Here is a 24935-nt window from a genome sequence, read left to right as displayed (position 1 = left end):
ACTACGGCGAACCTTTGAAGGTTCTGAACTATATGTCATATGAAATAAATTGTGTCAACTTATTTCAGGACGAGACATGTAAATAAGAAAAGGCGGTTTATCAATAAACCGCCTTTTCTGTTTGGAAGCAATTGATTATCGAATTACTTTCACATTCACTGCATTCAATCCTTTCGGACTTTCTTCTACGTCGTAGCTTACCTGATCGTTTTCCTGGATTTTGTTTACCAATCCCGATACGTGTACGAAAATGTCTTTTCCACTTGCCGCATCATTAATGAAACCAAAACCTTTTGTTTCATTGAAGAATTTTACTGTTCCTTCTTGCATTTGCTTTTTTATTTATATGTTATTTATTTGAATAAGGATTAGTCTACAAACGTGTAGGCTGTTCCTGTTTTTCCTGCTCTTCCGGTTCTTCCGATCCGGTGAATGTACGTGTCAAAATCCATTGGCAACTGGTAATTGACAACCAATGCGACATTGTTTACATCGATTCCGCGCGCAGCGACGTCCGTTGCAACCAATACCCGGATACTTCCGTTCTTAAATTTATCGAGGGCGTTAATTCGGTAATTTTGTGATTTATTCCCGTGAATCCGGTCTGATGTAATTCCTGAATCAATAAGTTTCTGAGACAACCTGTTTGCCAAATGCTTGGTTTCCGTAAACAAAATCACTTTATCAAACCCAGGATTTGCCAGTACATCCAACAGGAGTCTGTATTTGTCCTGACCTTCCTGTACGCGAATGATATCCTGATCTACGTTTTTCGAGCTGGAATCACCTGAATGAATTTCTACGAGAAAAGGATTGGTTACAATTTCATTGATAATTGTCTGTTGTTTGGGGTCTTTTGTTGCGGAGAACAATAAGGTTTGACGGCGTTGTTTCATTCCGTTTATCAATTCCCGTACATCGCGGATAAATCCCATGTCCAGCATTTTGTCAAATTCATCCAGTACCAATACCTCAAATCGTCCCAGTTTCAGGTTTCCCCGGTTGCACAAATCGAGTAAACGACCGGGAGTACCGATCACCAGGTCGAAATAATTGTTCAGACTCCGAATGTCTTTCTCAATATTCGTTCCTCCGATGTAACAAGCCGCACGCAGTTTTAATCCTTCGGACAACTTCTTGAATTCATCATATACCTGCAACGCTAATTCCCGCGTCGGAACAACGATCAACGATTGAAATTTCTGATCTTTGTTACGCAGCAGATTTTCCAGGATAGGAATGAGAAATGCACCTGTTTTTCCGGTTCCGGTATTGGCAATCCCAATCAGGTTTGCTCCTTCTACCAGTCGATCAAAAGTTTTATCCTGGATCTCTGTCGGAGAAACAAACCCCATTTTTTGTATATTGGATTTAAGTTGAGATTGCAGCTGCATGTCCTCAAATTTTGTTGCTACGGTGATTGTTCTTTCGGAAGCAACTACTGTGGCTTTCTGAACCAGTAAATTAGGGTCCAGTGTTGATTTCTTAGGTGTTTTATTGCGTTGTCTGTTTCCTGAAAACCGGGGTTTATTTGTGGTTGTCTTCATCGGTTTCCGTTTATTTATACTTGTTTGCATTTATTTCTTTTTTTATCCCTTGCAGGGATGGTTCTGTTTACAAAACCGGATTTTCCGGACTTGCGTTTAATGAACGAGTGAACTGTATGGTGCACAATACACTCCTTCTTCCGACAGCTAAATGGTGCCGGTGTGTGATAAAAATTCCGAAAATGTGTTGTTAAAAGAAAGGGGTGATCCTTGGTGTTGTCTTATCTCTTTATCGCATTCGGGAACGGGGATTCCTGAAATGACATTTTTCATTCAATAACGCTTTTCGGCAGGTAACTATTTACCTGAAGTTTTTATTAACCGTCAACCAGTCATTGGTTGGGTTACTTACACGAAAATTCTGAAAAATGTAAAGGGGTATTTTGATACGATTTTAAACCCTTGAAACAATTGAACGGAAATTGTTTCCAAAAATTGAGAATTAACTTGTTCGGGTGCAAAGGTACAAAATTTTCTGATAGTATCCGTTTTATTTTACTTCTGTCTTTTTATGCAGTCAGATCAGAATAAAAAGGTTATCTTTGTAACATCAGGTAATATTCTGTAAAATAAGTGGTGCTATAATTTAGTCTCGTCGAAACGTTTTCTCGTTTTTTCTTTCTGTTTTATGTCATTTTTATTTTAGAAATCAGTCCATTACTTCCTTTTTCAGGGAGATGACTGATTAAAAATCCGGACTGCACAGTAGGGACTCGTATAGTATTCATTTTAATAACAACGACGCATATCAAACATCTTAAATTTTCACAGACTGTCGAGCAGGAGTTTTCCAAAGCGCTGAAAAGAAGAGTTAATCTATATTTTAAATTAAATAAGGCACATAAGCGGGCGAATGCACAGATGGTTTTTAAAACCGTCGCGATGCTACTGATTTATACAGCACCCCTCGCTCTATTAAATCTTGGGGTTATCACTTCTCCTCTTGTCACAATTTTACTGTACCTTGTCAGTGGTTTTGGAATTGCAGGAATCGGGATGGGGGTAATGCATGATGCGAATCACGGTGCTTATACAAAGCGTTCCTGGTTGAATCGCACCCTTAGCTATACATTGGATTACCTTGGTTGCAGCAGTCAAATGTGGAAGTTACAACACAACGTTCTTCACCATACATATACGAATATTCACGGGCATGATGAAGACATTGACGCCCCTTTGTTCTTACTGCGTTTTTCTCCATACAGTAAAAGCTATAAAATACACCGGTTCCAACACTATTATGTGTGGTTCTTTTACGGAATTCTAACACTTTACTGGATAACGGTAAAAGATTTTAAAAAAGCAGGCGACTATCGGAAGATGGGATTGATCCAAACAAAGCGAGAATACCGGATGCGATTAATGAAGTTGGTTCCGGTGAAAGTATTCTACTTTACGTATGCGTTGATTATACCGATGATGGTGGCTCCGTTTTCGGTTTATTGGATTTTACTTGGTTTTGCATTGATGCATGTGCTCGCGGGAATTCTGTTGAGTGTGGTGTTTCAATTGGCGCATGTAATGCCGGATATGCAGTTTCCTCAGCCGGATGAAGAAGAAAAAATAGCGGAAAACTGGTACACACACCAGTTGCAGACAACGAGTAACTTTTCTCCGAAAAACAGATTTCTTTTCTGGTATTTAGGAGGATTAACGAATCAAATAGAACACCATTTATTTCCGAATATCTGTCACGTACATTATCGGAATATAAGCAGAATTGTTGCGCGAACGGCACGAGATTTTCAGGTTCCTTATTATGTGAATAAGACATTCTTTGCTGCTGTTTCGGGGCATGTAAAAACCCTTCGTGTTCTCGGGAGAATGAAAACACTACAATGTTCAATTAAAATCACACAATAAATTATGGCAGAAACCTTCAATAAAAAAGAAAGGGAAAAAAAGAGAGATCAACGCAGAAAAGAAAAGCAGTCCAAAAAGGAAGCACGTAAAGAGAATGCAACCGGTGGAGGCTGGGAAAGTATGATGGCGTATGTGGATGAAAACGGGATCCTTCGGGATACTCCCCCGGATCCGTCAACAAAAAAAGAAGTCAAGGCAAAACACATCGAAATCGGAATTCCAAGACGGGAAAAAGAAGAGATTGATCCGTTCCTGACAGGGGTGATCAATTATTTTGACGATACAAAAGGATACGGGTTCATCAAAACAGCAGATGATGAAAGCTTTTTTGTGCACCAAAACAATGTGTCCGGTCAACCGATGAAAGGAGCGAAAGTTCGTTTTGAAAAGGAAAAAGGAACAAAAGGCTGGGTTGCAGTACGTGTTACACTCATTTAACAGTACCAGACACCATAAAAAAGGTGGTTACAACATGTGAACCACCTTTTTTAACAAATTACTTTCCTGCACTCAGGTTAATAAATCAAACGGCTTCTCATTGTTCGGTTTGAATTTTAATTTTTCCGAACGCCCTTTTTTGAATATCTTGTTGCTGAGCACATATCCTTTGCGCAACGCTTTTCTTTCATCTTCCGGTAATGCAGCGATTTCTTTGCATTCGTCCGAACAGCATCCGTTCATGTGCGCATTGCATTCATCACACTGGATAAACAACAGGTGACAAGCTTCGTTGGCACAATTGACGTGTACATCTGCAGGTGTTCCGCATTGGTGACACTGTGCGATAACATCTTCCGAAATGCGTTCACCGCGTCGCTCATCAAATACGAAGTTTTTCCCGATGAATTTATTTGGAATGCCCGCTTCTCTGCAATCGTTGGCATACTTGATGATTCCACCTTCTAATTGATGTACATTGTCAAACCCCCGGTGTTTGAACCAGGCAGAAGCCTTTTCACAACGAATTCCCCCGGTACAGTACATTACCAGGTTTTTATCTTCATTGCCTTTCAGGTATTTTTCCTCAATATACGGCAGGGACTCACGAAACGTGTCTACATCCGGTGTAATTGCACCTTTGAAGTGTCCTACTTCCGATTCATAGTGATTTCTGAAATCAATCAGAATGGTGTTCGGGTCGTCTGTCAACGCATTGAATTCAGCGGCATTTAAATGCTTTCCTTTGTTGGTAACGTCAAACGTTTCATCATTCAGTCCGTCTGCCAGAATTTTGTCGCGCACTTTGATTTTTAATTTCAGGAACGGGAATTCCGTATCTCCGTTGTCAACAGCGATATTCAACCGAATACCATTCAAAAATGAAATGTCGTACAATTCGTTTCTGAATTGATCAACATGGTGTTTGGGGACTGAAATTTGTGCGTTGATTCCTTCTTTTGCTACGTAAACTCTCCCGAGTACATCTATTTTTTGCCAGATGCCGTACAAATAATCTCTAAAGATCTGAGGGTTGTCAATTTTAGCGTATTGATAGAATGAAATAGTTACCCATTCGTAACCTTTCTCACGCCATTTTTGCTCCAACTCCTCCTTACTTAATGTGTTCCACAGTTGCATGCTATGTTTGTTTTAAATAAAAAGTCGGTGCAAAGATAGAAAAAGATCGGAGATTGAAAGAATAGTTCGCTGTAAATGCAGGCAGGTATAAAAAAAAGAAGGAAGATTAAAAATCTTCCCACTGTCCGTCAACACATATCACTGACTTCAATCTTCCTTCTTCGAATATGCTTTATCCGTATTAATGGAACATGTCCTTCACACGCTGAAAAAATCCTTTTTCGTTGGCATCGGGACTTGGTTTGAAATTTTCGCTTGTGCGTAATTTTTCCAGTATTTCTTTTTCTTCTTTTGTCAGTTTTTTGGGTGTCCAAACATTGATGTGAACAAACAAATCACCGTGCCCGTATCCTTGTAAAACAGGTAATCCTTTTCCTTTTAAACGTAACGTTTTCCCGCTTTGTGTTCCCGGTTCGATTTTAATTTTTGCCTTTCCTGCAATGGTCGGAACTTCTACTGATTCACCCAGCGCAGCATCTGCAAAATTGATATATGCATCAAAATGCAGGTGTTCTCCGTCTCGTCTCAGCTCTTCGTGTTGTGTTTCTTCGATTACAACAATTAAGTCTCCCGGAATCCCGTCAAACGGTCCGGCATTTCCTTTTCCGGAAACGCTCAATTGCATCCCTTCTTCTACACCGGCAGGAATGTCAATTTCAATAACATCTTCCTGTCGTTTTAATCCCTGGGGATCTGCATCAGCAGGCTTTTTGTCGATCATTTTCCCTGCACCCTGACAAGTTGTACAGGTGGTTTGCGTCTGCATGGCGCCCAAAAAGGTCTGTGTGACACGTGTCAGGCGCCCTGTTCCATTACACGTAGAACAAGTTTTGTAAGTAACACCTTCGGCATTGACCAGTTTATTGACTTTGATCTTTTTTCGGACACCATTGGCAATTTCTTCCAGGTTCAGTTTTATTTTCACCCGAAGATTCGTTCCGCGTGTACGCATGGTACCTCCACCTCTGGATCCACCGAAACTTCCTCCTCCACCGAAGGCTCCGCCAAAAATATCACCAAACTGAGAGAAGATGTCATCCATGTTCATACCGCCACCTCCGAAGCCACTACCTCCCATTCCGGCGTGTCCGAATCGGTCGTACTGCGCACGTTTTTGCGAATCGCTCAGTACTTCGTATGCTTCAGCCGCTTCCTTGAATTTTTCTTCGGCACTTGCATCATCCGGATTTTTGTCGGGATGGTATTTCAATGCCAGTTTGCGATAGGCCTTTTTGATTTCGGCTTCATCGGCACCTTTGGATACACCTAAAACTTCATAATAATCTCTTTTTTCACTCATCTGGTCAATCTCTTTTTTCTGCCATTTATTGTCCTACCACCACTTTTGCAAAACGGATCACTTTTTCGTTCAGAAAATAACCTTTTTCGACGTCGTCAATTACTTTCCCTTTTTGAGTTTCATCCCCCGGTACATTAGCAATCGCTTCGTGCAGGTCGCTGTCAAAGTTTTCCCCTTTGGCCTGCATTTGTTTCAATCCTTTTGCTTCAAGTGTTGATTTAAACTTATGGTAAATCAGGTTGAATCCTTCTTTTACAGCCGCGATATCTTCTGCTGTTTCATTGTTGGCGATTGCCCGCTCGAAATCATCGATTGTGGGAATCAGATCCAGCAACAATTTTTCATTGGCATTAGCGATCAGCTCCACTTTCTCTTTATTGGTTCTTCTGCGGTAATTGTCAAACTCAGCATATAAACGAAGGAATTTGTCATTCAATTCGTTGTACTTTTCCTCAGGAGTTTGCTCTCCGCTTTTCTCGTTTTCAACAGTATTTTCCGTTGAACCCTTCAATTCTTCCTGCTCTTGATTTAAAATATCTTTCTCTTCTGACATTGCTAGTTCATTTTTATGCATTTCCTGCCACTCAAATAACTTGCCATCCTTTATTTTTCGGACAGTATGACAGAAATTCCGGCAAACTTATCACAGAATTGCCAAATTGACAAACTTTTATTGCAAATGGCAGTGAATTCGGGTTTTGGATTTAAGCTTGCAGATTGCGTTCCAATACTCCTGCCGCTACCGTTTGATTGGTGTATTCATTGATCAGGATGAATGCTCCGGTATTTCGGTTTTCTTTATAGCTGTCAACCACCAGTGGTTCTGCTGTCCGGATGCATACAGATGCGAGTTCATTCAGTTTTAATGCATCATCGGAAGGAGATTTTTCAAACGTTTCAATGTCTATCTTGTAGCTTATTTCCTTGATAGACGCTTTGGTGTTTAAACTCCCTTGCTGTAAGAGTAATTTCATTGCACCTGTCCGGAAAGGGGTGTTGTCCATCCAGCAGATTGTTCCTTGCACAGTGTCGGATACTTCCGGTAATTCAGATCCTGGTACAATCCATGCTCCGCGGCTAATGTCAATGTCATCTTCAAGTTGCATTACCACAGGTTGTCCGGCATCCGCAGATTCGGTCATCTTCAGGTTGTGTTCAATGGTTTGAATGCGGGTGAAAAATGCACCGGGAAGTACCTGCACTTCATCGCCCACCTGTAATTTCCCACTCCAGAGCGTTCCGGCATATCCCCGGTAATCGTGAAGTTTTTCCGTCTGGGGGCGAATCACGTATTGTACCTGGAAACGCGCTTTGTCGTGTAGTTGAGCCGGTTGAACAGACACATTTTCCAGGAAAGAAAGCAACGATTTACCTGTATGCCAGGGCATCTGTTTGGAGGAATGCACCACATTCTCACCGGATAGAGCGGCTGTGGGAATAAACGTTACCTGATTCAGGTCAAGTGCAGCAGTTACTTTTGAAAAATCAGCTTTAATCGCTTCGTAGCATGCTTCGCTGTAGTTCACTAAATCCATTTTGTTGATGCAGACCACGATGTGCGGAATTCCCAGCACGGCTGAAATAATGGTATGGCGACGGGTTTGTTCCGTAATGCCGTTGCGGGCGTCTACCAGGATAATTGCCAGATCTGCTGTCGATGCGCCGGTAAACATATTCCGTGTGTATTGCGCATGTCCCGGTGTGTCTGCAATGATAAATTTTCGCCGATCTGTTGAAAAATATTTATAGGCAACATCAATGGTGATTCCCTGTTCCCGTTCAGCGCGCAACCCGTCTGTGAGCAATGCCAGGTCAATCGTTGTGTTTTCTCCGGTCACCTTACTCTGTCGGGTCACTGTTTCGATAATGTCAGTAGAAATCGATCCGCTGTCTAATAACAATCTGCCGATGAGTGTACTTTTTCCGTCGTCGACATTTCCTGCTGTAAAAAATCGTAATAATTCCATGTGGTTTTAATTATGAATTATCAATTATCAAGTGTTTTGAATCACACTCACGTGATAATTGATAATTCAACATTCATAATTCAATGCTCATGTCTCTCAAAAATACCCCCCTTTCTTTCTGTCCTCCATTGCTGCTTCTGAAATCCGGTCGTCCATTCGTGTGGCACCCCGCTCTGAAACAGTTGTGTTTTTCAACTCTTCAATGATGTCCTCTACACTATTGGCTTTGCTTTCAACAGCTGCCGTGCAGGTCATATCTCCGACAGTTCGGTAACGTACCAACCGGTTGACAATGGTGTCATGTTCGTCCAACGAGATGAATACATTGGTCGCCATGAGTTGTTCATGCTCTGTTAATACACAGGTTCGCTCGTGTGTGAAATAGATGGAGGGAAGTTCGATGTTCTCCCGCAAGATGTAATTCCACACATCCAATTCCGTCCAGTTACTGATCGGGAATACACGGACATTTTCCCCGGGATGAATTTTTCCGTTGTAAATATTCCACAATTCGGGACGTTGTAATTTCGGATCCCATTGGCCGAATTCATCCCGTACAGAAAAGAACCGTTCTTTTGCCCGTGCCTTTTCTTCATCACGGCGTGCTCCTCCGATACAGGCGTCAAACCTGAATTCTTCAATGGTTTCCAATAGTGTATGCGTTTGCAAAGGGTTCCTGCTTGGAAATTTTCCCTTTGCATCCGGGATACCACGTCGTTTTAAGGTGTCTTCTACATGGCGGACAATCAACTGTTCACCCAATTGTTCAGCCAGCCGGTCTCTGAATTGAATCGCTTCGGGAAAGTTGTGTCCGGTATCAATGTGTACCAGCGGAAAAGGAAATTTTCCGGGTCGGAATGCTTTCAATGCAAGGTGTACAAGGCAAATACTATCTTTTCCTCCACTGAATAACAATGCAGGGCGTTCGAACTGCCCGGCTGTTTCTCTCAATACGTGAATGGCTTCTGCTTCCAGTCTGTCCAGGTAATTACTCATATTGTTTCATTTCAAATGTTAAATTTATGTGTGCAGTCCGCATTCTTTTTTTGAATGATCTTCCCACCACCATCTTCCGGCTCTGAAGGGTTCTCCTTCTTTTACGGCACGTGTACATGGCTGACATCCGAGGCTGATAAATCCCTTGTCCTGTAGCGTGTTATACGGAACATGATTGTTGCGGATGTAGCTCCGGACGTCTTCAGTTGTCCAGTAAATCAACGGATTAACTTTGGTAAGTTGCCGGGATGCGTCCCATTCAAAAACAGAGAGTCCGGTTCTGTTGTCAGAATGCTCTGCCCGCAAACCAGTAATCCATACATTGACACCCGACAGGGCCCGGTTCAGTGGTTCGACTTTTCGGATATGGCAACAGCTTTTCCTGTTTTCTACCGATTCATAAAACAGGTTGGGGCCTTTTGTGGTAATCAGTTCCTGTAATGCTTCCGCGTCCGGATAATAAGTTTCAATTTCCTTCCCGTAATGGTTGCGGGTGGATGAGAGTACACTGTACGATTCATTGAATAAGCGGCCCGTATCGAGTGTGAATACCCGTATCGGAAGGTTGTTTTTGAAAATTACATCGGTAATTACCTGGTCTTCCAGGCTCATACTGGTGGAGAATGCGGCAGCAACACCCGGTGTTTCTGTCATCTCTGTCAGTAGATTTGTAATGTTCTCGGTATTGATGTGTTCAAAAAAATCGGGTTTCATATCAGATAAATAAAGTGAATATGTTGCGCAGACTCACAATAATGACGACAATCCCAACGAAGAGCATCATCGCTTTTATGTTGAGGCGCGAGGTAAGGTAAGCAGCAATTGGCGCAGCACACACACCGCCCAGAATCAGACCGAGAATCGGTTGCCATGCAGTTGCTCCGAGAATGGTGAAAAAAGTAAAGGAACTGGCAAGTGAAACGAAAAATTCGGCAAGATTGACTGATCCGACAATCATGCGTGGATTTTTTCCCCGCGCAATCAACGTGGATGAAACAACAGGTCCCCAGCCACCACCACCTATCGAGTCTAAAAAACCGCCGAGCGTTGCCAGCCAGCCGACACGGGTCACTTTTTTTCGCGCCTGCTTTTTTCGTACAACTTTGTAAATGATTAATGCACCCAGAAATAGGGTGTAACTACTCACAATTGGTTTTATATACTGATTGTACTGCTCAAATTCAGACAATAGATACGCTCCGGTAATTGCTCCGATGATGCCGGGAACAACAATGCTTTTGAAGAGTCGATTGTTGACATTTCCAAAGCGTAAATGCATGATTCCTGAAACGCCACTCGTGACGATCTCCGACGCGTGAACGGACATGCTTGCAACAGCAGGACTTACGCCCAGTGTGAGTAAAAACGTAGTTGCGGATACACCATAGGCCATCCCCAATGCGCCGTCAATCAGTTGCGCAATGAATCCTCCCAACATAAAGTAGAGAAATGTTTCATTCATTTCGCTGAGCATGGAATTAAACTGATTCCAGATTTCCATCGGAGGAAGAAGTGTGAAAAAAATATGCCCTGCGATCATTAAGCCGATTACTGTGAACAGGTTGATCAGCACTCGCTTTACCGAAAAATCGTACCAGGACTTTGGTTTTTCTTGCATTCGTTGTTTTTTTATCAGAAGTCGTTGGTTGATGGTTTTAATTGTTGCAAAGGAAAAAACCAGAAATGGATTCTGCAAGGAAATGATTAATTATTTTATATTTATCCTATCGGAATAATAGGATATTGATTTAAATAAAAAGCTGATTGCTATTGTTTTTTGATTTTTTTAGCCAGCTTTTTTTCCCGTGCAATTAAATCAGATAAACTCGTCTTCGACAAAATGTGAACAGAAGCTTCTCTCACTTCTAACAATACATCGTGGAGACCGCACAATTCTTCATGTGGGCAATCTTCGCAAGGTTCGTAAAAATTGAGACTGACACACGGAAGCAAAGCGATAGGACCGCCTGTGGAGCGTATAATATTACTCAGTACGATTTCGTCCGGTGATTGCAACAGGTAATAGCCGCCATTGGGACCCATTTTACTGCCGACAATACCATTGTGTCGTAACTGTAACAGAATTGCTTCCAGGAATTTTCGTGAAATGTTTTCTTCTGTTGCAATGTGTGCAATGGATAATTTCCCCTGATCAGGATAGACCTTTGCAAGGCATTTGAGTGCCTGGATTGCATATTTGGATTTTTTTGGAATCATAAAATGAAAACACATGTGATACTGATCCAAAGCTACAAAATACTTTTGGAATCGTACCGGAAGGGTGAAAAATGTATTTTTTAAACGTTTTTTGCTGCAAAAAAAGAATTTATCACATAAATAGATTATTTTTATGTGCACAACTTAAACTAAAAATACTATGAAATTTCTATTACTTACGGCACTGATTGCCATGAATTCATTTGTTTTTGCGCAATATTCATCTGTTTTTAACAGCGCATATAATCAATATCCGTCTATTCCGAAAGGAGTGCTTGAAGCTGTTGCTTGGTCCAACACGCACATGAGAAATATCTCCGCTCAGGAAATGGAATCCTGTAGTGGGATGCCCCGGGCGTTGGGAGTGATGGGTCTGTTTTCGGATGGACGCAATTACTTCCGGGAAAATGCCCGTTTAGTAGAACAGTTGTCAGGTATTTCTGTCGATCAGCAATTGATGAGTCCGGAAAACCAGGTTTTGGCGTATGCCAATGCGTTTAATACCATTTATACAAACTATACAGGAGAGTCGCTTTCAGAAGCTCAGTCACTGTACCTGACTCTGAACGATTTGAGTGAAATTCCCGATTCCGGAAGTGTAAATAAGTATGCTATTGACGCACAGATTTACCAAATTATGCGGTATATGAGAGATCCTGAATTTGCAGCTTTACACCAGTTCCCGGTAAAGCAGTATGACCTGAAACCAATCTTCGGAGTTGAAAACCTGAAAGTACTTACAGCTGCAAAAGTGATTTTATCCGAACAATCGATTAAAAACGAAGCAGGAGACCAATACGCGCTTTCCACACTAAAATCTACTGAATACGGGCCTGCAATCTGGAATCCTGCACCAAGTTGTAACTATAGTTCGAGGAGTGGAGTGGCTGTTTCTGCAATCACCATCCACACCATTCAGGGATCGTACGCAGGGGCTATTTCCTGGTCGCAGAACTGTGCTTCAAATGTTTCCTTCCACTATGTGATTCGTTCATCTGACGGACAGGTGACACAAATGGTGCTGGAGGCAAATAAAGCATGGCACGTCGGCTCGGAAAATCCGTATACCATCGGTTATGAACATGAAGGATGGGTGAATGATGCGTCCTGGTATACACAGGCAATGTACCAAAGTTCGGCAGATTTGTCACGTGATATTACAAACAGCGGATATGGAATTCCCCGTTTGCGAACATTTTTCGGAGCAGCTACATCGGGATTGAATACCTTGGGAGGGTGTACGAAAATCAAAGGGCATCAGCATTATCCGAACCAAAGTCATACCGATCCCGGAATTTACTGGAACTGGGAAAAGTATTATAAGTTGATCAATGCGAATCCGGCGGTTACAACAATTACTGCGGCAAACGGAACACTGTATGATTCCGGTGGTGCAAGTGGAAATTACAGCAATGATGAACGCTTGTTGTGGTTGATTCAACCTGCAAATGCAGCGTCCGTTACAGCTCAGTTTACACAATTCAACCTGGAGACCAATTGGGATTTTATGTTTATTTATGACGGAGCAACAACTGACGCGCCGTTGATTGGAAAATATACCGGTACAACATCTCCCGGGATTATTACTTCCACAGGAGGTAGTCTACTGATTGAATTCCGTTCTGATTGTGCAACTGTTGCCGCAGGGTGGACCATTAATTATTCGTCGGTTAATAATTCACAGGTATTGCCTGTTACAACCATTTTGAGCGGATCGACATGGAAAACCTCGGATTTTGACGTGTACATCAATGACCTGAGTACACAATCGACGATCACAGAGCGATACTACCTGGTGGCGGACCGGCCGAATGCTTCCTCTTCCTGGCAGGCGCAGGCTTCAAAAGGATTTGTGCTCGAAGATTTTAATACATTGAGTAACTGGACGCAGCAAACGGGGACTTTTACGATTGTGAACGGAAGAGTAAACAATGCAAACACGACACTGGATAATACCAATGCGTATTTTAACCTGCCGCAGTCAAATGCCACTGATTATATGTATACATGGACGCAACGGTTCAAAGGTACTGGCTCCAATCAGCGTGCTGGATTACATTTTATGTGCAGTGATCCGACGTTGTCCAACAGAGGAGAATCCTATTTTGTTTTTCTGCGGGAAGGAGGAGATAAAGTACAGATTTATACTGTCACCAATAACGTATTTACATTGCGTACGGACGATGCACTCACCATCAATAACAATATAGATTATAAAATAAGGGTGACGCATTCTCCGGCTACCGGTTGGATTCGGGTGTATGTTGATAATGTGCTGGTGAGTTCCTGGCAGGATCCCAATCCGTTGCAGTCAGGAAATAGTATTTCTATTCGTACGGCCAATACACATGTGGAATTTGATGATTTGCGTGTGTACCAGAGCAGAGGAAACATGGTTCATATGACGATCGGATCAGGAGGATACATGCGGTATGAAAGTGTAGGGTCACAGCCTGCCGGTCGCATTTTTGCACAGTCTAAAGATGTAAATAACTGGTCATTGATGGATACGGTTGATTTTTTAATTGACATCACAACACCGGTTTCATATGTTGTAAATGACGGGGCAGGAAGTGATTTGAATTATTTCCAGGGACATACAATCAGTGGAAACTGGAGCTTTTCGGACCCGAATTCCGGGATAACAGAATACTTGTATGCTGTCGGGACGAATCCGAACAGTGACGATGTGATCAACTGGACATCTTCCGGGTTGGACACGGTATTTACAGGGGCGTTTATGGATGGTCAGGTCGGACAGGTGTATTATGTTTCGGTGAGAGCGGTCAACGGAGCTGAATTGGTGGCGCAAATCAGTTCGAACGGACAAACATACAGTGCCAATGAGTTGGTGCTGGAAGAAAACCAATTGGATCAGGTTGTTGTATTTCCGAACCCGTTTACCGATCAGTTGACAATTAATTACCTTCCGGGAACAGCTGATATTTGGTTGATTGATCTGAATGGTAAACAATTGTACAATGGTGTTGCCAATGAAGTGGAGCATATTATCCGATTGGATGGTATGGCTTCAGGAGTTTATCAACTGATCATTGTCCATAATAACCATAAAACGGTGAAAAAAGTTATAAAACATTAATTTTTTAATCAACCCCTATTTTTTTAGGGGTTGATTTGTTTTTCTTATGATTTTTCAGGTTTTTTGAATTAAAATAAAGGGGTGTGTTTAAAAATTATTCATTTTTTAATGAGTGATACATTTCTTTGCTGTATTTTTGTTCCCAAATAAAGAATCTATATGGCGACAAAACGATTACAGGCAAACCTGGAGGTATCACAAAGAGAACCACGGTCCATTACGTATGAAGGAAAAGTTTCTGAACTTTTCGGGCAAAATGTATTTCATGCGGAAGCAATGCGGGAATATTTACCAAGCGAGGCATACAAGTTGGTGTTGGAAACAATCGAAACGGGTGCCAGGCTGGATCGGAAAGTAGCAGATCAGGTTGCTTCTGCGATGAAAGATTGGGCGCTGACAAAAGGTGCGACACATTATACGCACTGGTTTCAACCTTTAACAGGAACGACAGCGGAAAAACACGATGCGTTTTTTAAGCCTGTGGGTGTTGGAAAAGCAATTGAGCGTTTTGACGGAGATTTACTGGTGCAACAAGAGCCGGACGCTTCTTCGTTTCCCAACGGAGGTATCAGAAATACCTTTGAAGCGCGTGGATACACAGCATGGGATCCTTCATCTCCTGCTTTTGTGATCGGGAAAACATTGTGTATACCATGTGTTTTTCTTTCCTATACTGGTGAGTCGCTGGATTATAAAATGCCTTTGCTGAAAGCATTAAACGCCATCGACAAAGCAGCGATCGACGTGTGCCAGTATTTTGATAAAAATGTAACAAAAGTGAATGCAACCCTTGGATGGGAACAAGAATATTTCCTGATCGATCAGGCGCATTACAATGCTCGTCCGGACTTGATGATGACCGGTCGTGCGCTGTTTGGACAAACTTCAGCGAAAGGGCAACAGTTGGATGACCATTATTTCGGGTCAATTCCTGCACGTGCAACAGCTTTTATGCGGGAGTTTGAGACGGAAGCGGTTAAATTAGGGATTCCTGTTACAACGCGTCACAACGAAGTAGCACCGAATCAATTTGAATGTGCGCCGATCTTTGAAGAGTGTAACCTGGCAAATGACCACAACCAATTGTTGATGGACCTGATGGAAAAAGTTGCCCGCAAGCACAATTTCAGAGTGTTGTTGCATGAGAAACCATTTGCTGGATTGAATGGTTCCGGGAAGCACAACAACTGGTCTTTGAGTACAAATACAGGGGTAAACTTACTGGCTCCGGGGAAGAACCCTAAGTCGAACCTGCAATTTCTGACATTCTTTGTCAATACAATTAAAGCGATCCATGACAATGCGGACTTGCTCAGAGCAAGTATTGCCTCTGCTACAAATGACTATCGCCTGGGGGCAAATGAAGCGCCACCGGCAATTATTTCTGCCTTTATCGGAACATACCTGAGTAACTTGCTGGATGAACTGGAGAAAAATATCAAGGCGGGGAAAATGACTCCTGAAGCGAAAACCGAGTTGAAATTGAATATTGGTAAGATTCCGCAAATTCTGTTGGATAATACAGATCGAAACAGAACATCTCCGTTTGCATTTACCGGGAATAAATTCGAATTCCGGGCAGTTGGTTCTTCGGCGAACTGTGCGCAGGCAATGTTTGTATTGAATACAATTGTGGCGAAACAACTGAAAGAATTTAAAATTGCTGTCGACACACGGATTGATAAAGGAGATGGAAAAGATGAGGCGATTTTGAAAGAATTGCAAAAACTGATCAAAGAATCTAAAAAGATCCGTTTTGAAGGAAATGGCTACGGTGAAGAATGGGTAAAAGAGGCAGCGAAAAGAGGGTTGTCTAACCACAAAGATACACCAAGCGCTTTGCAGGTTTGGAGTGCAAAATCAGTGGTTGACTTGTTTGAAGAGATGGATGTGCTTACAAAGCGTGAGTTGTTGGCCCGTCAGGAAATTGAATTTGAAAACTATGTGATGAAAGTGCAGATCGAGTCACGCATTATGAATGAATTGTCACAAAATCACATCCTTCCTGCAACGGTTGAATACCAGAATAAATTGCTTCAAAACGTGCGGGAGTTAAAAGCACTGTTAGGAGACCAGGCCGGTGCTGTAGCTGCTGCTGCTCAAATTAAGATTATTGACAAGATTGCGTTGCACCTGAACCAGTTGATTTCGTTAAATTACGATATGCTGGAGGCCAGAAAAGTTGCAAATAAAATTGAAGATTATCACAAAAAAGCATTTGCATACTGTGAAACGGTAAAAGTGTACTTTGAACAAATTCGCTACCATGCAGATAAATTAGAATGGTTGGTAGAGGATGAGTTGTGGCCACTGCCTAAATTCAGAGAAATGTTGTTTACGAAATAATTCGACGACATAAATAAAAAGTCCGGAACATACTTGTTTCCGGACTTTTTTTATAAATGTAATTGACAGGTGTTAAAACTTAAATGCAAAACCGCCGTTGATAGCATTAAACCCGTGTCCTGCTTCCACGTACATACCAAAGGCATCAGTGAAGAAGTAACGCACGCCTCCAAAGACGTAATGCCCTCCGGTGGCGCGTGAACTCGTTGATTTTGTTTCAACCCCGTTTGGAGAAACCGTGCGATCTACATGGTGGTTAATGTATACTCCACCTCCGACTCCGGCGTATAAATCCAGTCCTTTCACCGGTAAATCAAAATGATAGGCAGCTCGCGCAATGATTGCTGTTCGTGAATTCTTATTGTGGTAGTCTGTCCACCCGATGGTGTATTTTTCATTGTAAAACGATTGTCCGAGAATACCTCCGGCGCTGATCCGTCCGATTCCTAATTTCTCGGTTACAATGTATTCATATCCCAATACAATCGGTCCGACAGCACCTTTTCTGACACCGCCTGCAGATGAAAATGAATAATACGGATCAAAACCGAATCCGAGATTAATAATCTGATCTCCCTGATTAACAGTTTGTGCATTCAATCCACTTCCCAACATCAAACCTAAAAACAAACTTGCTACGATTTTTTTCATATTGAATAATTTTTATACTGTCATTTTTGATCGCAAAAAAAATGCCATATTCAATTTTGAACATGGCATCCGGACTTAAAAAATCTTAAATTAAATGAAAACCGTTGCTACAGAGGTCGTTTCCTGATCCACTTTTATTACTCCGGTTCCTGTATTTCCTGCGTAAACAGCTTCGATATTTGCCACAACGACACCAGCTTGACCTAATTGGTAAACTTCGTTGAAGTTAAATGTAGCAATTCCGGACGCATTGGTAGTCGTTTCAAATTCCCACAATAAAGTTCCGTTGCCCGGAGGAGTTGGAACAGGGAATAACCGGACATTTGCTCCAGGTACAACTGCTCCGGCAGAATTTTTTACCGTTATCGCCGCAATTGTATCTTTCTTTTTCCGGCATCCCATCGATGTGATGGAAACAAACAAGATCATCAACCCGAAAAAACCTGCTTTTTTTAGTGTATTTTTCATCATCTCCATTACTTAATATTATTGTGATATGTGGATTGTTTCCACGGCTGTTGTATTAACACGCGTACGAATTGTTCCTGTACCTTCAAGGCCTGATTTTCTACAGATAATGTCAAATTTCGCTACCGTTATACTCTTCCCGACCTGGTCGTAGTATTCATTTAAATTGAATTCTGCAAAACCGGAACTATTGGTATTTAATGTGTCAACATATTCCATGTCTGACTCATTTTCTTCCACATCTGCAATAATGACAACACGTGCGTCTGTCAGTAACTCATTGCTGGAAGAACGGACAAAGATTTTTGCGAAACTGGGATCCTTGTCTTTACAGGATTGAGTAAAAACAACTGCTAATGAGATTGTTATAAGAGCAAATTTACTTCTGACTGTTTTCATCGTATATTTATCAAGCGCATAAAGTTAACCTATTTTCCGTGACTTCAACAAAAATTGATCAGATATTTCTTAACTTCGTATCCAAAATCGGTTTTTATAGTAGCCTCAGACATAAAAACTGCAATTATATATAAAAGTTACGGTTTTAATAACTAAACTGAATATTTAATGCATTTCATTGAGCAAAGGTTGGATTAAATTGAACAAATGAAGGAAAAAATAGATACGCTTTGGAGAGAGATCCAGTCCGGGAACATTTCTACTTTACAGGAGTTAGAAACGTTTCGGATTAAGTATTTAGGATCGAAAGGTGTTGTGAAAGAACTGTTTGGCGAACTGAAAAATGTGCCGAATGATCAAAAAAAGGATGTGGGGCAATTGCTTAACACATTCCGGACACAGGCAGAAGCGTTTTATGAGGAATGTAAAGAACGATTGTCTGCAGCGTCTGCAGTGCATTCAAAATTGGATTATTCCCGTCCCGGAAACGCAGAACCTGTTGGTTCACGGCACCCGCTTTCATTGGTAAGAAGCGAGATCATTGGTATTTTTTCCCGAATCGGGTACACGGTTTCTGAAGGACCTGAAATTGAAGACGACTGGCACAATTTCTCCGCATTGAATTTCCCGCCTGAACATCCGGCAAGAGATATGCAGGATACGTTTTTTGTTGAAAAAGGCGAACAGGAAATGGCATTGCGTACACATACCAGTTCTGTTCAGGTGCGTGTAATGGAAAGTTCAACACCTCCGATCCGGACTATTTCTCCGGGAAGAGTATACCGCAACGAAGCCATTTCAGCACGGGCGCATTGTTTCTTTCACCAGGTAGAAGGATTGTACATCGATAAAAATGTCTCCTTTGCCGACCTCAAACAAACTTTGTTGTATTTTGCCAAAGAATTGTTTGGAGAAAATGCGGTAATCCGGATGCGGCCTTCTTATTTCCCGTTCACAGAGCCAAGTGCGGAAGTAGATGTTTCCTGTACCATTTGTAATTCCAAAGGATGTAACGTATGTAAATATACCGGTTGGCTGGAAATCCTCGGGTGCGGAATGGTTGACCCGAATGTGTTGGAAGCGTCCGGAATCGATTCTACTGTTTATTCTGGTTTTGCCTTCGGAATGGGAATTGAACGGATTTCTCAATTGAAATATAAGGTAAACGACCTGCGCTTGTATTCGGAGAATGATGTCCGCTTCCTGCGCCAGTTCACATCTGAATTTTAAAGAAAATAATTATGGGATTTTTCTCTCGTTCCGCTGCTGAAGTATTTCCATGGGAAGCACTGACAAGCGAAGCACAGCTTCAAGACGTATTGAATAATGACGAAGAAGTTGTGTTTATTTTTAAGCACAGTACGCGTTGCAATATTTCTTCGATGGCGAAGAGCCGGTTTGAGCGGGAATGGAAGACTCCTGATTTCCCGTTTCGTTTGTTGTACCTGGATTTATTGAATTACCGGTCAGTTTCCGGGAAAATTGAAGAACTGACAGGGGTGCAACACGAATCTCCGCAACTGATTGTTGTGAAGAACGGAACCGTGAAATACCACAAAAGTCACAATGCGATTTCCGCACAGGAAAGCATTGAAGCAGTAATTAATTAAACTCACATAGAAATGTATCGTACATTCAGCACTTTCAAACACTACCGTTTTATTCATCTGGTCGCTTTCTCGTTGTTGTTGATACTGGTCGCGTGTGAAGACGAGCCGGAAGATTTCGCAACATTCACATTCAAAGAAAACCTGGGAGTACCTTATAATTCCGAGGCCGAAGTTGAGATAGAACCACTCGTGGACGGTTTGAAACTGATTGAGTTGCAGATCGGGGATAGTATTGTTTCTAAGTGGAACAATCCCGGAATGAAAAAGGTAAAATACACGTTGAAAAGTACTGATTTCGGAATCGGAGCTAAAAAAATAATAGTGATCGCACACAACCAGAACGGAGAACAATTCAAAGATGAACGTACTCTACGCGTACTTTCAGACTTGCAACCGGAGCTGTGGGCGTATGAAGTGTTATCTACATTTCCGCACAACATTGCGAATTTTACACAAGGATTTGAGTTCAGCGGAGACCAGTTATATGAAAGTACAGGACAGCGGGGGGAAAGTAAAATTGCGAAAATTGACATTGCCACCGGAAACGACCTGTCTAAGATCGGGTTGGATGCGACTCACTTCGGAGAAGGAATTACTATTTTCGGTGATACGGTATACCAGTTGACCTGGACGACAAACAAATGCTTTTTGTACGATAGAAATACCCTACAGATTCTGCCGAAAGAATATACCTACCAGGGAGAAGGTTGGGGATTGTGCAATGACGGTAAATACCTCATTATGTCAGATGGTACGGAGCGCCTGACATTTCGTGATCCGAAAACATTTGCTGTTGTAAAAACCATTGAGGTCTACACACATGAACAACCTGTTACCCGGTTGAATGAACTGGAGTACATCGACGGATTAATTTATGCCAATATCTGGATGACCAATAACATTGCTGCCATAGAACCGGAAACAGGGCGTGTCATCGGAGTGATTGACGGTAGCACCCTGGTACCGATCGGACGTGGAAAAGTAGGGGATGTGTTTAACGGAATTGCATACAACAAAACACAGGATGCGATTTATGTGACCGGTAAAAACTGGGAAAAGACAATCAAGATTAAACTGAAAGATAAATATGAAAAAGTAATCGCAAGTAATTAATGTTTTGAAATCATTACTTTTTTATTAATTTTAGTCGAACTTTTTTAGAATTTAGAACTTATGAAAAAACTAATACTCTTTATCGGGCTTGCTACGGCTTGGGGTAATGTTGCTGTTGCACAGGATTGTACCGGGAATCGGTATCATCAACCCATTTTCACCAATACAGTTGCTGTTCCGAACGTGCAATATGGTTCCAACCTGGCACAGGACGAAACAACACCCGTGAATTTATTCCTGGATATTTATTACCCGGATGGTGATACGGATACCGATCGTCCGCTGGTTTTATTAGCACACGGCGGTTCATTTATCGGGGGAAATAAAACAGATTTGGCAACACAATGTCAGGCCCTGGCGAAAATGGGGTATGTGGCTGCAACGATGCAATACCGTTTGCTGAGCATTTCACCGGCTGTTATTTCGAACCCCGGACTGGAGTTTCAAAAAGAAGTTGTACGTGCGGTACACGATATGCGTGCTGCCATTCGTTTTTTCAGAAAATCGGTTGCTGAAGACGGAAATCCATACGGAATCAACCCGGATATTATCATTGTCGGAGGATTTTCAGCAGGAGCAATCCTGGCAAATCATACGACGTATTTTGATGCCGAATCAAAAATTCCGACGGATTTAATCGCATATGTTGCCGCGCAGGGCGGAATGGAAGGAAATTCAGGAAACAGCGGATTCAACAGTGTGCCTCAAATGGCCTTGAGCTGGTGCGGAGCAATCGCAGATACGACATGGATCGAAGCAGGTGACCAACCATACGTAGGAGTACACAACCTGGATGACAACGTCGTTCCGAATTTATCCGGCCAGCCAAACATTGGTGTGTCTATTCCGGTGACGTTGTACGGTGACTCGCTGATGTACATCCGAACGTTAAACGTCGGTGTTAACAGTGATTATATGAGTGTTCCGGGAAACGGACATTGTGATTTTCCTGCTAACAGCGGAGAATTTGTCACCAACTTTATGTACGACCAATTATGCGTACAGGGATTGTCGTTGGCCTCACATCCCGAAACAGTATTGTTTTCCATCTATCCGAACCCGGCAGCGGAATCATTCTATATTGACATTCCTGCCAATGAATGGGAATGGAGCGTATCCGTTGTTAACATGCTGGGACAAGTGATTGCCACAGAGCAGATCACGTCCGGAGAAAACAGGATTCAGGTACGCTCTTCGGCGTTTCAACCGGGGATTTACCTGGTGAAATTAAATGCTACGGACGGAAAAGAAGCAATGAAAAAAGTAGTCATCAGATAAAATTTCCAAATAACTATATACAGACTGCCGGTGCGAATGTGTCGGCAGTTTTTGTGTCTGTTTCTTTGAAATTAGCTACCTTCGCAAAAAATAAATCAACATGATACAACGTGTACAATCACTTTATTTGTTTGGAGCAATTATCCTCCTCGTAATTGTCAGTTTTTGGGGAGATTTCTTCAATTATATTACGGATGAAGCATTTTTTCGCTTCAATGCATATGGAATTTCCAAGTATACGCTGGACGGAAAAGAATTGATCGAACAAACGTCACTACCGGTGTATATTGCAACATTACTGCTTGCGCTTTTTGCTGCATTTGTTCTGTTTAGCTATAAGAAACTGAACAAGCAGTTTGCGTATTCCAAATTGTTGTGGGGATTGTACTTACTGGTATTAATCGGGATTGTTGCCTGGAATTACTTTATTGCACCCGGACAGGTGACAGGAAAAGTGATCCAGAATAATTACTCCCATAGTTTTTATCTGCTGGTAATTGGTCTTCCGTTGACGCACCTGGCCCATATGGGAATCCGGAAAGACAAAAAGACAATCGATTCATTGAACAGACTTCGTTAATTGAACACATACTTTACTATCTAATTTCTTTTAACGATACACATGAACTTTCTTTCAGTTGAGAACATCACAAAATCTTTTGGTGACCGCGTTATCTTCCAGGATATCACATTTGGAATTGACCAGGGACAAAAAGTAGCCATTGTTGCAAAAAACGGTGCCGGAAAAACAACCTTGCTCCGCTGTCTTACAGGTTTGGATACACTGGACGAGGGACGGGTGGTTTTTCGCAATGACCTGCGTATGGTGTTCATGGAGCAGAGTGAAGATTTGAACCCGGAGCATACCATTCTGGAGGAAGTTTTTTCCCATGATCTGCCTGAACTACGTGCCATTAAAGCATACAATAAAGCAACTTCCGTAAACGATGAAGAAGCCGTACAAAAAGCATTTGAACAAATCTCGGAATTGAACGCCTGGGATGTAGAAGTTCGCGTGTCTCAGATATTGTCGGTACTGAAACTGGATCATACAGACATGCAGATTCAAAATTTATCGGGGGGACAAAAAAAACGGGTTGCGCTGGCAAAAGTACTGATTGCCGAACCGGATTTCCTGATCCTCGATGAGCCGACGAACCACCTGGATCTGGATATGATTGAATGGCTGGAAGATTACCTTTCCAAATCGAAGTCAACGATACTAATGGTGACGCATGACCGTTATTTCCTGGAGGTGGTTTGTGATACGATTCTGGAATTAGACAATAAAACTTTGTACCGCTACAAGGGGAATTTTTCCTATTTCCTGGAGAAAAAAGCAGAGCGGGAAGAACAATTTGAATCAACGGTTGAGAAGGCAAAGAACCAGTTTCGGAAAGAATTGGAATGGATGCGTCGTCAGCCGAAAGCACGGGGAACCAAACAAAAAGCCCGGATTGAAGCATTTCACGATACAAAAAAAGTGGCACACCAACGTCTGGATAAAGACGAACTTGATATCCCGGTTAAAATGGAACGCCTGGGAACGAAAATCCTGGAACTACACCGTTTGGGGAAGGCATTCGGAGAGAAAAAAATTCTCAATGATTTCACTTATATTTTTAAACGTCAGGAACGGGTAGGAATTGTCGGAAATAACGGAACAGGTAAGTCTACATTCCTGAATATGATCCTGGAAAAAGAACCGGTTGACAAAGGAAAAATCGTTGTTGGTGAAACAGTCGTTTTCGGTTATTACAATCAGGAACAACTCGTGGTGGAAGATGACAAGAAAGTAATTGATGTGATCCGGGATGTAGCCGAATTCATCCCATTGGAGAAAGGACGGCAATTATCTGCGGCACATTTTCTTGAGAAATTCCTGTTTCCGCGCGATATGCATTACAACTTTGTACACAAACTCAGCGGGGGAGAAAAACGGCGCCTCAAACTGATGACAGTGTTGATGAAAAACCCGAACTTCCTGATCCTGGATGAGCCGACAAATGACCTGGATATTTTTGTAATGGCCGTATTGGAAGAATACCTGCGTTCATTTGAAGGATGCCTGATTGTTGTTTCCCACGACCGGTATTTTATGGATAAAATGGTCGATCACTTGTTTGTGTTTGAAGGAAAAGGAGAAGTGAAAGACATCATCGGAAACTATTCGGAGTACCGCAAACAACAAAAACAAGTCGCATCAGCAGAACGGCAGGAAGAAAAAAAGCTGGCCGAAGAAACAGTTGTTGAGGCAGTGGAACCAGCTGAACTGAAAGAAAAGAAAAAACTGTCCTATAAAGAGCAGAAGGAATACGAATCCCTGGAAGGAGAAATTGAACAATTAGAAGCAAAAAAGGAAGAACTGACTGTAATTTTATCTGCTGCTGACAGTTCCAATGAAGCCATTATGAAAGCAGGGGAGGAATTGGCAAAGGTTGTTGCTGAACTGGACGATAAAACCAACCGCTGGTTGGAGTTGTCCGAATTTGTTTAAGTAGA

General features: G+C 42.1%; 23 protein-coding genes. 10 read left to right on the top strand and 13 right to left on the bottom strand.

The features are described 5' to 3' along the window. Positions 1-135 precede the first annotated feature (135 nt). Both H9Y05_RS09760 and H9Y05_RS09755 read right to left on the bottom strand, forming a co-directional pair. The gene (locus tag H9Y05_RS09760) at positions 136-330 is read right to left on the bottom strand and encodes a cold-shock protein (RefSeq protein WP_163491527.1); all 195 of its coding nucleotides are present in this window, start codon (positions 328-330) and stop codon (positions 136-138) included. A 38-nt stretch (positions 331-368) separates the two neighbouring features. Further along, positions 369-1547, bottom strand: a complete 1179-nt coding sequence (locus tag H9Y05_RS09755) for a DEAD/DEAH box helicase (RefSeq protein ID WP_216714166.1) — start codon at positions 1545-1547, stop codon at positions 369-371. 882 nt (positions 1548-2429) lie between these two features. Between H9Y05_RS09755 and H9Y05_RS09750 the strand changes: the two genes are divergently transcribed. Continuing rightward, on the top strand, positions 2430-3410 hold the full coding sequence (locus tag H9Y05_RS09750; RefSeq protein WP_235992174.1) for a fatty acid desaturase family protein: 981 nt from the start codon (positions 2430-2432) through the stop codon (positions 3408-3410). 3 nt (positions 3411-3413) lie between these two features. After that, a complete protein-coding gene (locus H9Y05_RS09745; RefSeq protein ID WP_216714165.1) occupies positions 3414-3848 on the top strand; it encodes a cold-shock protein in 435 nt (144 codons plus the stop codon). 72 nt (positions 3849-3920) lie between these two features. Here the strand turns inward: H9Y05_RS09745 and trhO are convergent, their stop codons facing one another. From trhO to H9Y05_RS09705, 8 genes are all read right to left on the bottom strand, one after another. Then, complete coding sequence (trhO, locus tag H9Y05_RS09740) at positions 3921-4988, bottom strand: oxygen-dependent tRNA uridine(34) hydroxylase TrhO (protein ID WP_163491524.1); 1068 nt, start codon at positions 4986-4988, stop codon at positions 3921-3923. Between the two features lie 181 nt (positions 4989-5169). After that, entirely contained in the window at positions 5170-6288 is a 1119-nt protein-coding gene (gene dnaJ, locus H9Y05_RS09735) for a molecular chaperone DnaJ (protein WP_216714164.1), read from the bottom strand. A gap of 25 nt (positions 6289-6313) precedes the next feature. Beyond that, a complete protein-coding gene (locus H9Y05_RS09730) occupies positions 6314-6841 on the bottom strand; it encodes a nucleotide exchange factor GrpE (protein WP_163491522.1) in 528 nt (175 codons plus the stop codon). Between the two features lie 151 nt (positions 6842-6992). Further along, complete coding sequence (locus tag H9Y05_RS09725) at positions 6993-8255, bottom strand: sulfate adenylyltransferase subunit 1 (protein WP_216714163.1); 1263 nt, start codon at positions 8253-8255, stop codon at positions 6993-6995. Between the two features lie 96 nt (positions 8256-8351). Then, complete coding sequence (gene cysD / locus H9Y05_RS09720; protein WP_163491520.1) at positions 8352-9251, bottom strand: sulfate adenylyltransferase subunit CysD; 900 nt, start codon at positions 9249-9251, stop codon at positions 8352-8354. Positions 9252-9275: 24 nt separating this feature from the next. Then, complete coding sequence (locus H9Y05_RS09715) at positions 9276-9965, bottom strand: phosphoadenylyl-sulfate reductase (protein ID WP_216714162.1); 690 nt, start codon at positions 9963-9965, stop codon at positions 9276-9278. Position 9966: 1 nt separating this feature from the next. Further along, positions 9967-10869, bottom strand: a complete 903-nt coding sequence (locus tag H9Y05_RS09710; RefSeq protein WP_163491518.1) for a sulfite exporter TauE/SafE family protein — start codon at positions 10867-10869, stop codon at positions 9967-9969. Positions 10870-11018: 149 nt separating this feature from the next. Beyond that, the gene (locus H9Y05_RS09705; RefSeq protein WP_216714161.1) at positions 11019-11468 is read right to left on the bottom strand and encodes an RrF2 family transcriptional regulator; all 450 of its coding nucleotides are present in this window, start codon (positions 11466-11468) and stop codon (positions 11019-11021) included. A gap of 160 nt (positions 11469-11628) precedes the next feature. On the opposite strand from H9Y05_RS09705, the gene H9Y05_RS09700 reads away from it, so the two are divergent. Both H9Y05_RS09700 and H9Y05_RS09695 read left to right on the top strand, forming a co-directional pair. Further along, on the top strand, positions 11629-14568 hold the full coding sequence (locus H9Y05_RS09700; RefSeq protein ID WP_216714160.1) for an N-acetylmuramoyl-L-alanine amidase: 2940 nt from the start codon (positions 11629-11631) through the stop codon (positions 14566-14568). Positions 14569-14727: 159 nt separating this feature from the next. Next, a complete protein-coding gene (locus tag H9Y05_RS09695; protein WP_163491515.1) occupies positions 14728-16914 on the top strand; it encodes a glutamine synthetase III family protein in 2187 nt (728 codons plus the stop codon). A gap of 72 nt (positions 16915-16986) precedes the next feature. Here H9Y05_RS09695 and H9Y05_RS09690 read toward each other — a convergent pair whose 3' ends face one another. From H9Y05_RS09690 to H9Y05_RS09680, 3 genes are all read right to left on the bottom strand, one after another. Next, complete coding sequence (locus H9Y05_RS09690) at positions 16987-17565, bottom strand: hypothetical protein (protein WP_163491514.1); 579 nt, start codon at positions 17563-17565, stop codon at positions 16987-16989. Between the two features lie 90 nt (positions 17566-17655). Then, positions 17656-18033, bottom strand: coding sequence for a hypothetical protein (locus tag H9Y05_RS09685; RefSeq protein ID WP_163491513.1), 378 nt, complete (start codon positions 18031-18033; stop codon positions 17656-17658). An 18-nt stretch (positions 18034-18051) separates the two neighbouring features. Further along, positions 18052-18432 carry a hypothetical protein gene (locus tag H9Y05_RS09680; RefSeq protein ID WP_163491512.1) on the bottom strand — a complete coding sequence of 127 codons (381 nt, stop codon included), beginning with the start codon at positions 18430-18432 and terminating at the stop codon, positions 18052-18054. A 207-nt stretch (positions 18433-18639) separates the two neighbouring features. On the opposite strand from H9Y05_RS09680, the gene pheS reads away from it, so the two are divergent. The 6 genes from pheS (at position 18640) to H9Y05_RS09650 (ending at position 24930) form a co-directional block, all read left to right on the top strand. Beyond that, positions 18640-19662, top strand: a complete 1023-nt coding sequence (pheS, locus tag H9Y05_RS09675; protein WP_216714159.1) for a phenylalanine--tRNA ligase subunit alpha — start codon at positions 18640-18642, stop codon at positions 19660-19662. Between the two features lie 11 nt (positions 19663-19673). After that, positions 19674-20042, top strand: coding sequence for a bacillithiol system redox-active protein YtxJ (gene ytxJ, locus H9Y05_RS09670; RefSeq protein ID WP_163491510.1), 369 nt, complete (start codon positions 19674-19676; stop codon positions 20040-20042). Positions 20043-20054: 12 nt separating this feature from the next. Beyond that, the gene (locus H9Y05_RS09665; protein ID WP_163491509.1) at positions 20055-21155 is read left to right on the top strand and encodes a glutaminyl-peptide cyclotransferase; all 1101 of its coding nucleotides are present in this window, start codon (positions 20055-20057) and stop codon (positions 21153-21155) included. Between the two features lie 60 nt (positions 21156-21215). Beyond that, the gene (locus tag H9Y05_RS09660; protein WP_163491508.1) at positions 21216-22433 is read left to right on the top strand and encodes a T9SS type A sorting domain-containing protein; all 1218 of its coding nucleotides are present in this window, start codon (positions 21216-21218) and stop codon (positions 22431-22433) included. A gap of 100 nt (positions 22434-22533) precedes the next feature. Then, the gene (locus tag H9Y05_RS09655; RefSeq protein ID WP_163491507.1) at positions 22534-23013 is read left to right on the top strand and encodes a DUF4293 family protein; all 480 of its coding nucleotides are present in this window, start codon (positions 22534-22536) and stop codon (positions 23011-23013) included. A gap of 42 nt (positions 23014-23055) precedes the next feature. Further along, positions 23056-24930, top strand: coding sequence for an ABC-F family ATP-binding cassette domain-containing protein (locus tag H9Y05_RS09650; protein ID WP_163491506.1), 1875 nt, complete (start codon positions 23056-23058; stop codon positions 24928-24930). Positions 24931-24935: the final 5 nt, after the last annotated feature.

It is taken from the genome of Taishania pollutisoli (genome assembly GCF_014518315.1).
GTDB lineage: Bacteria > Bacteroidota > Bacteroidia > Flavobacteriales_D > Crocinitomicaceae > Taishania > Taishania pollutisoli.
Note: the sequence above shows the minus strand (reverse complement) of the source record. Positions and strands in the feature narration are given on the sequence as shown.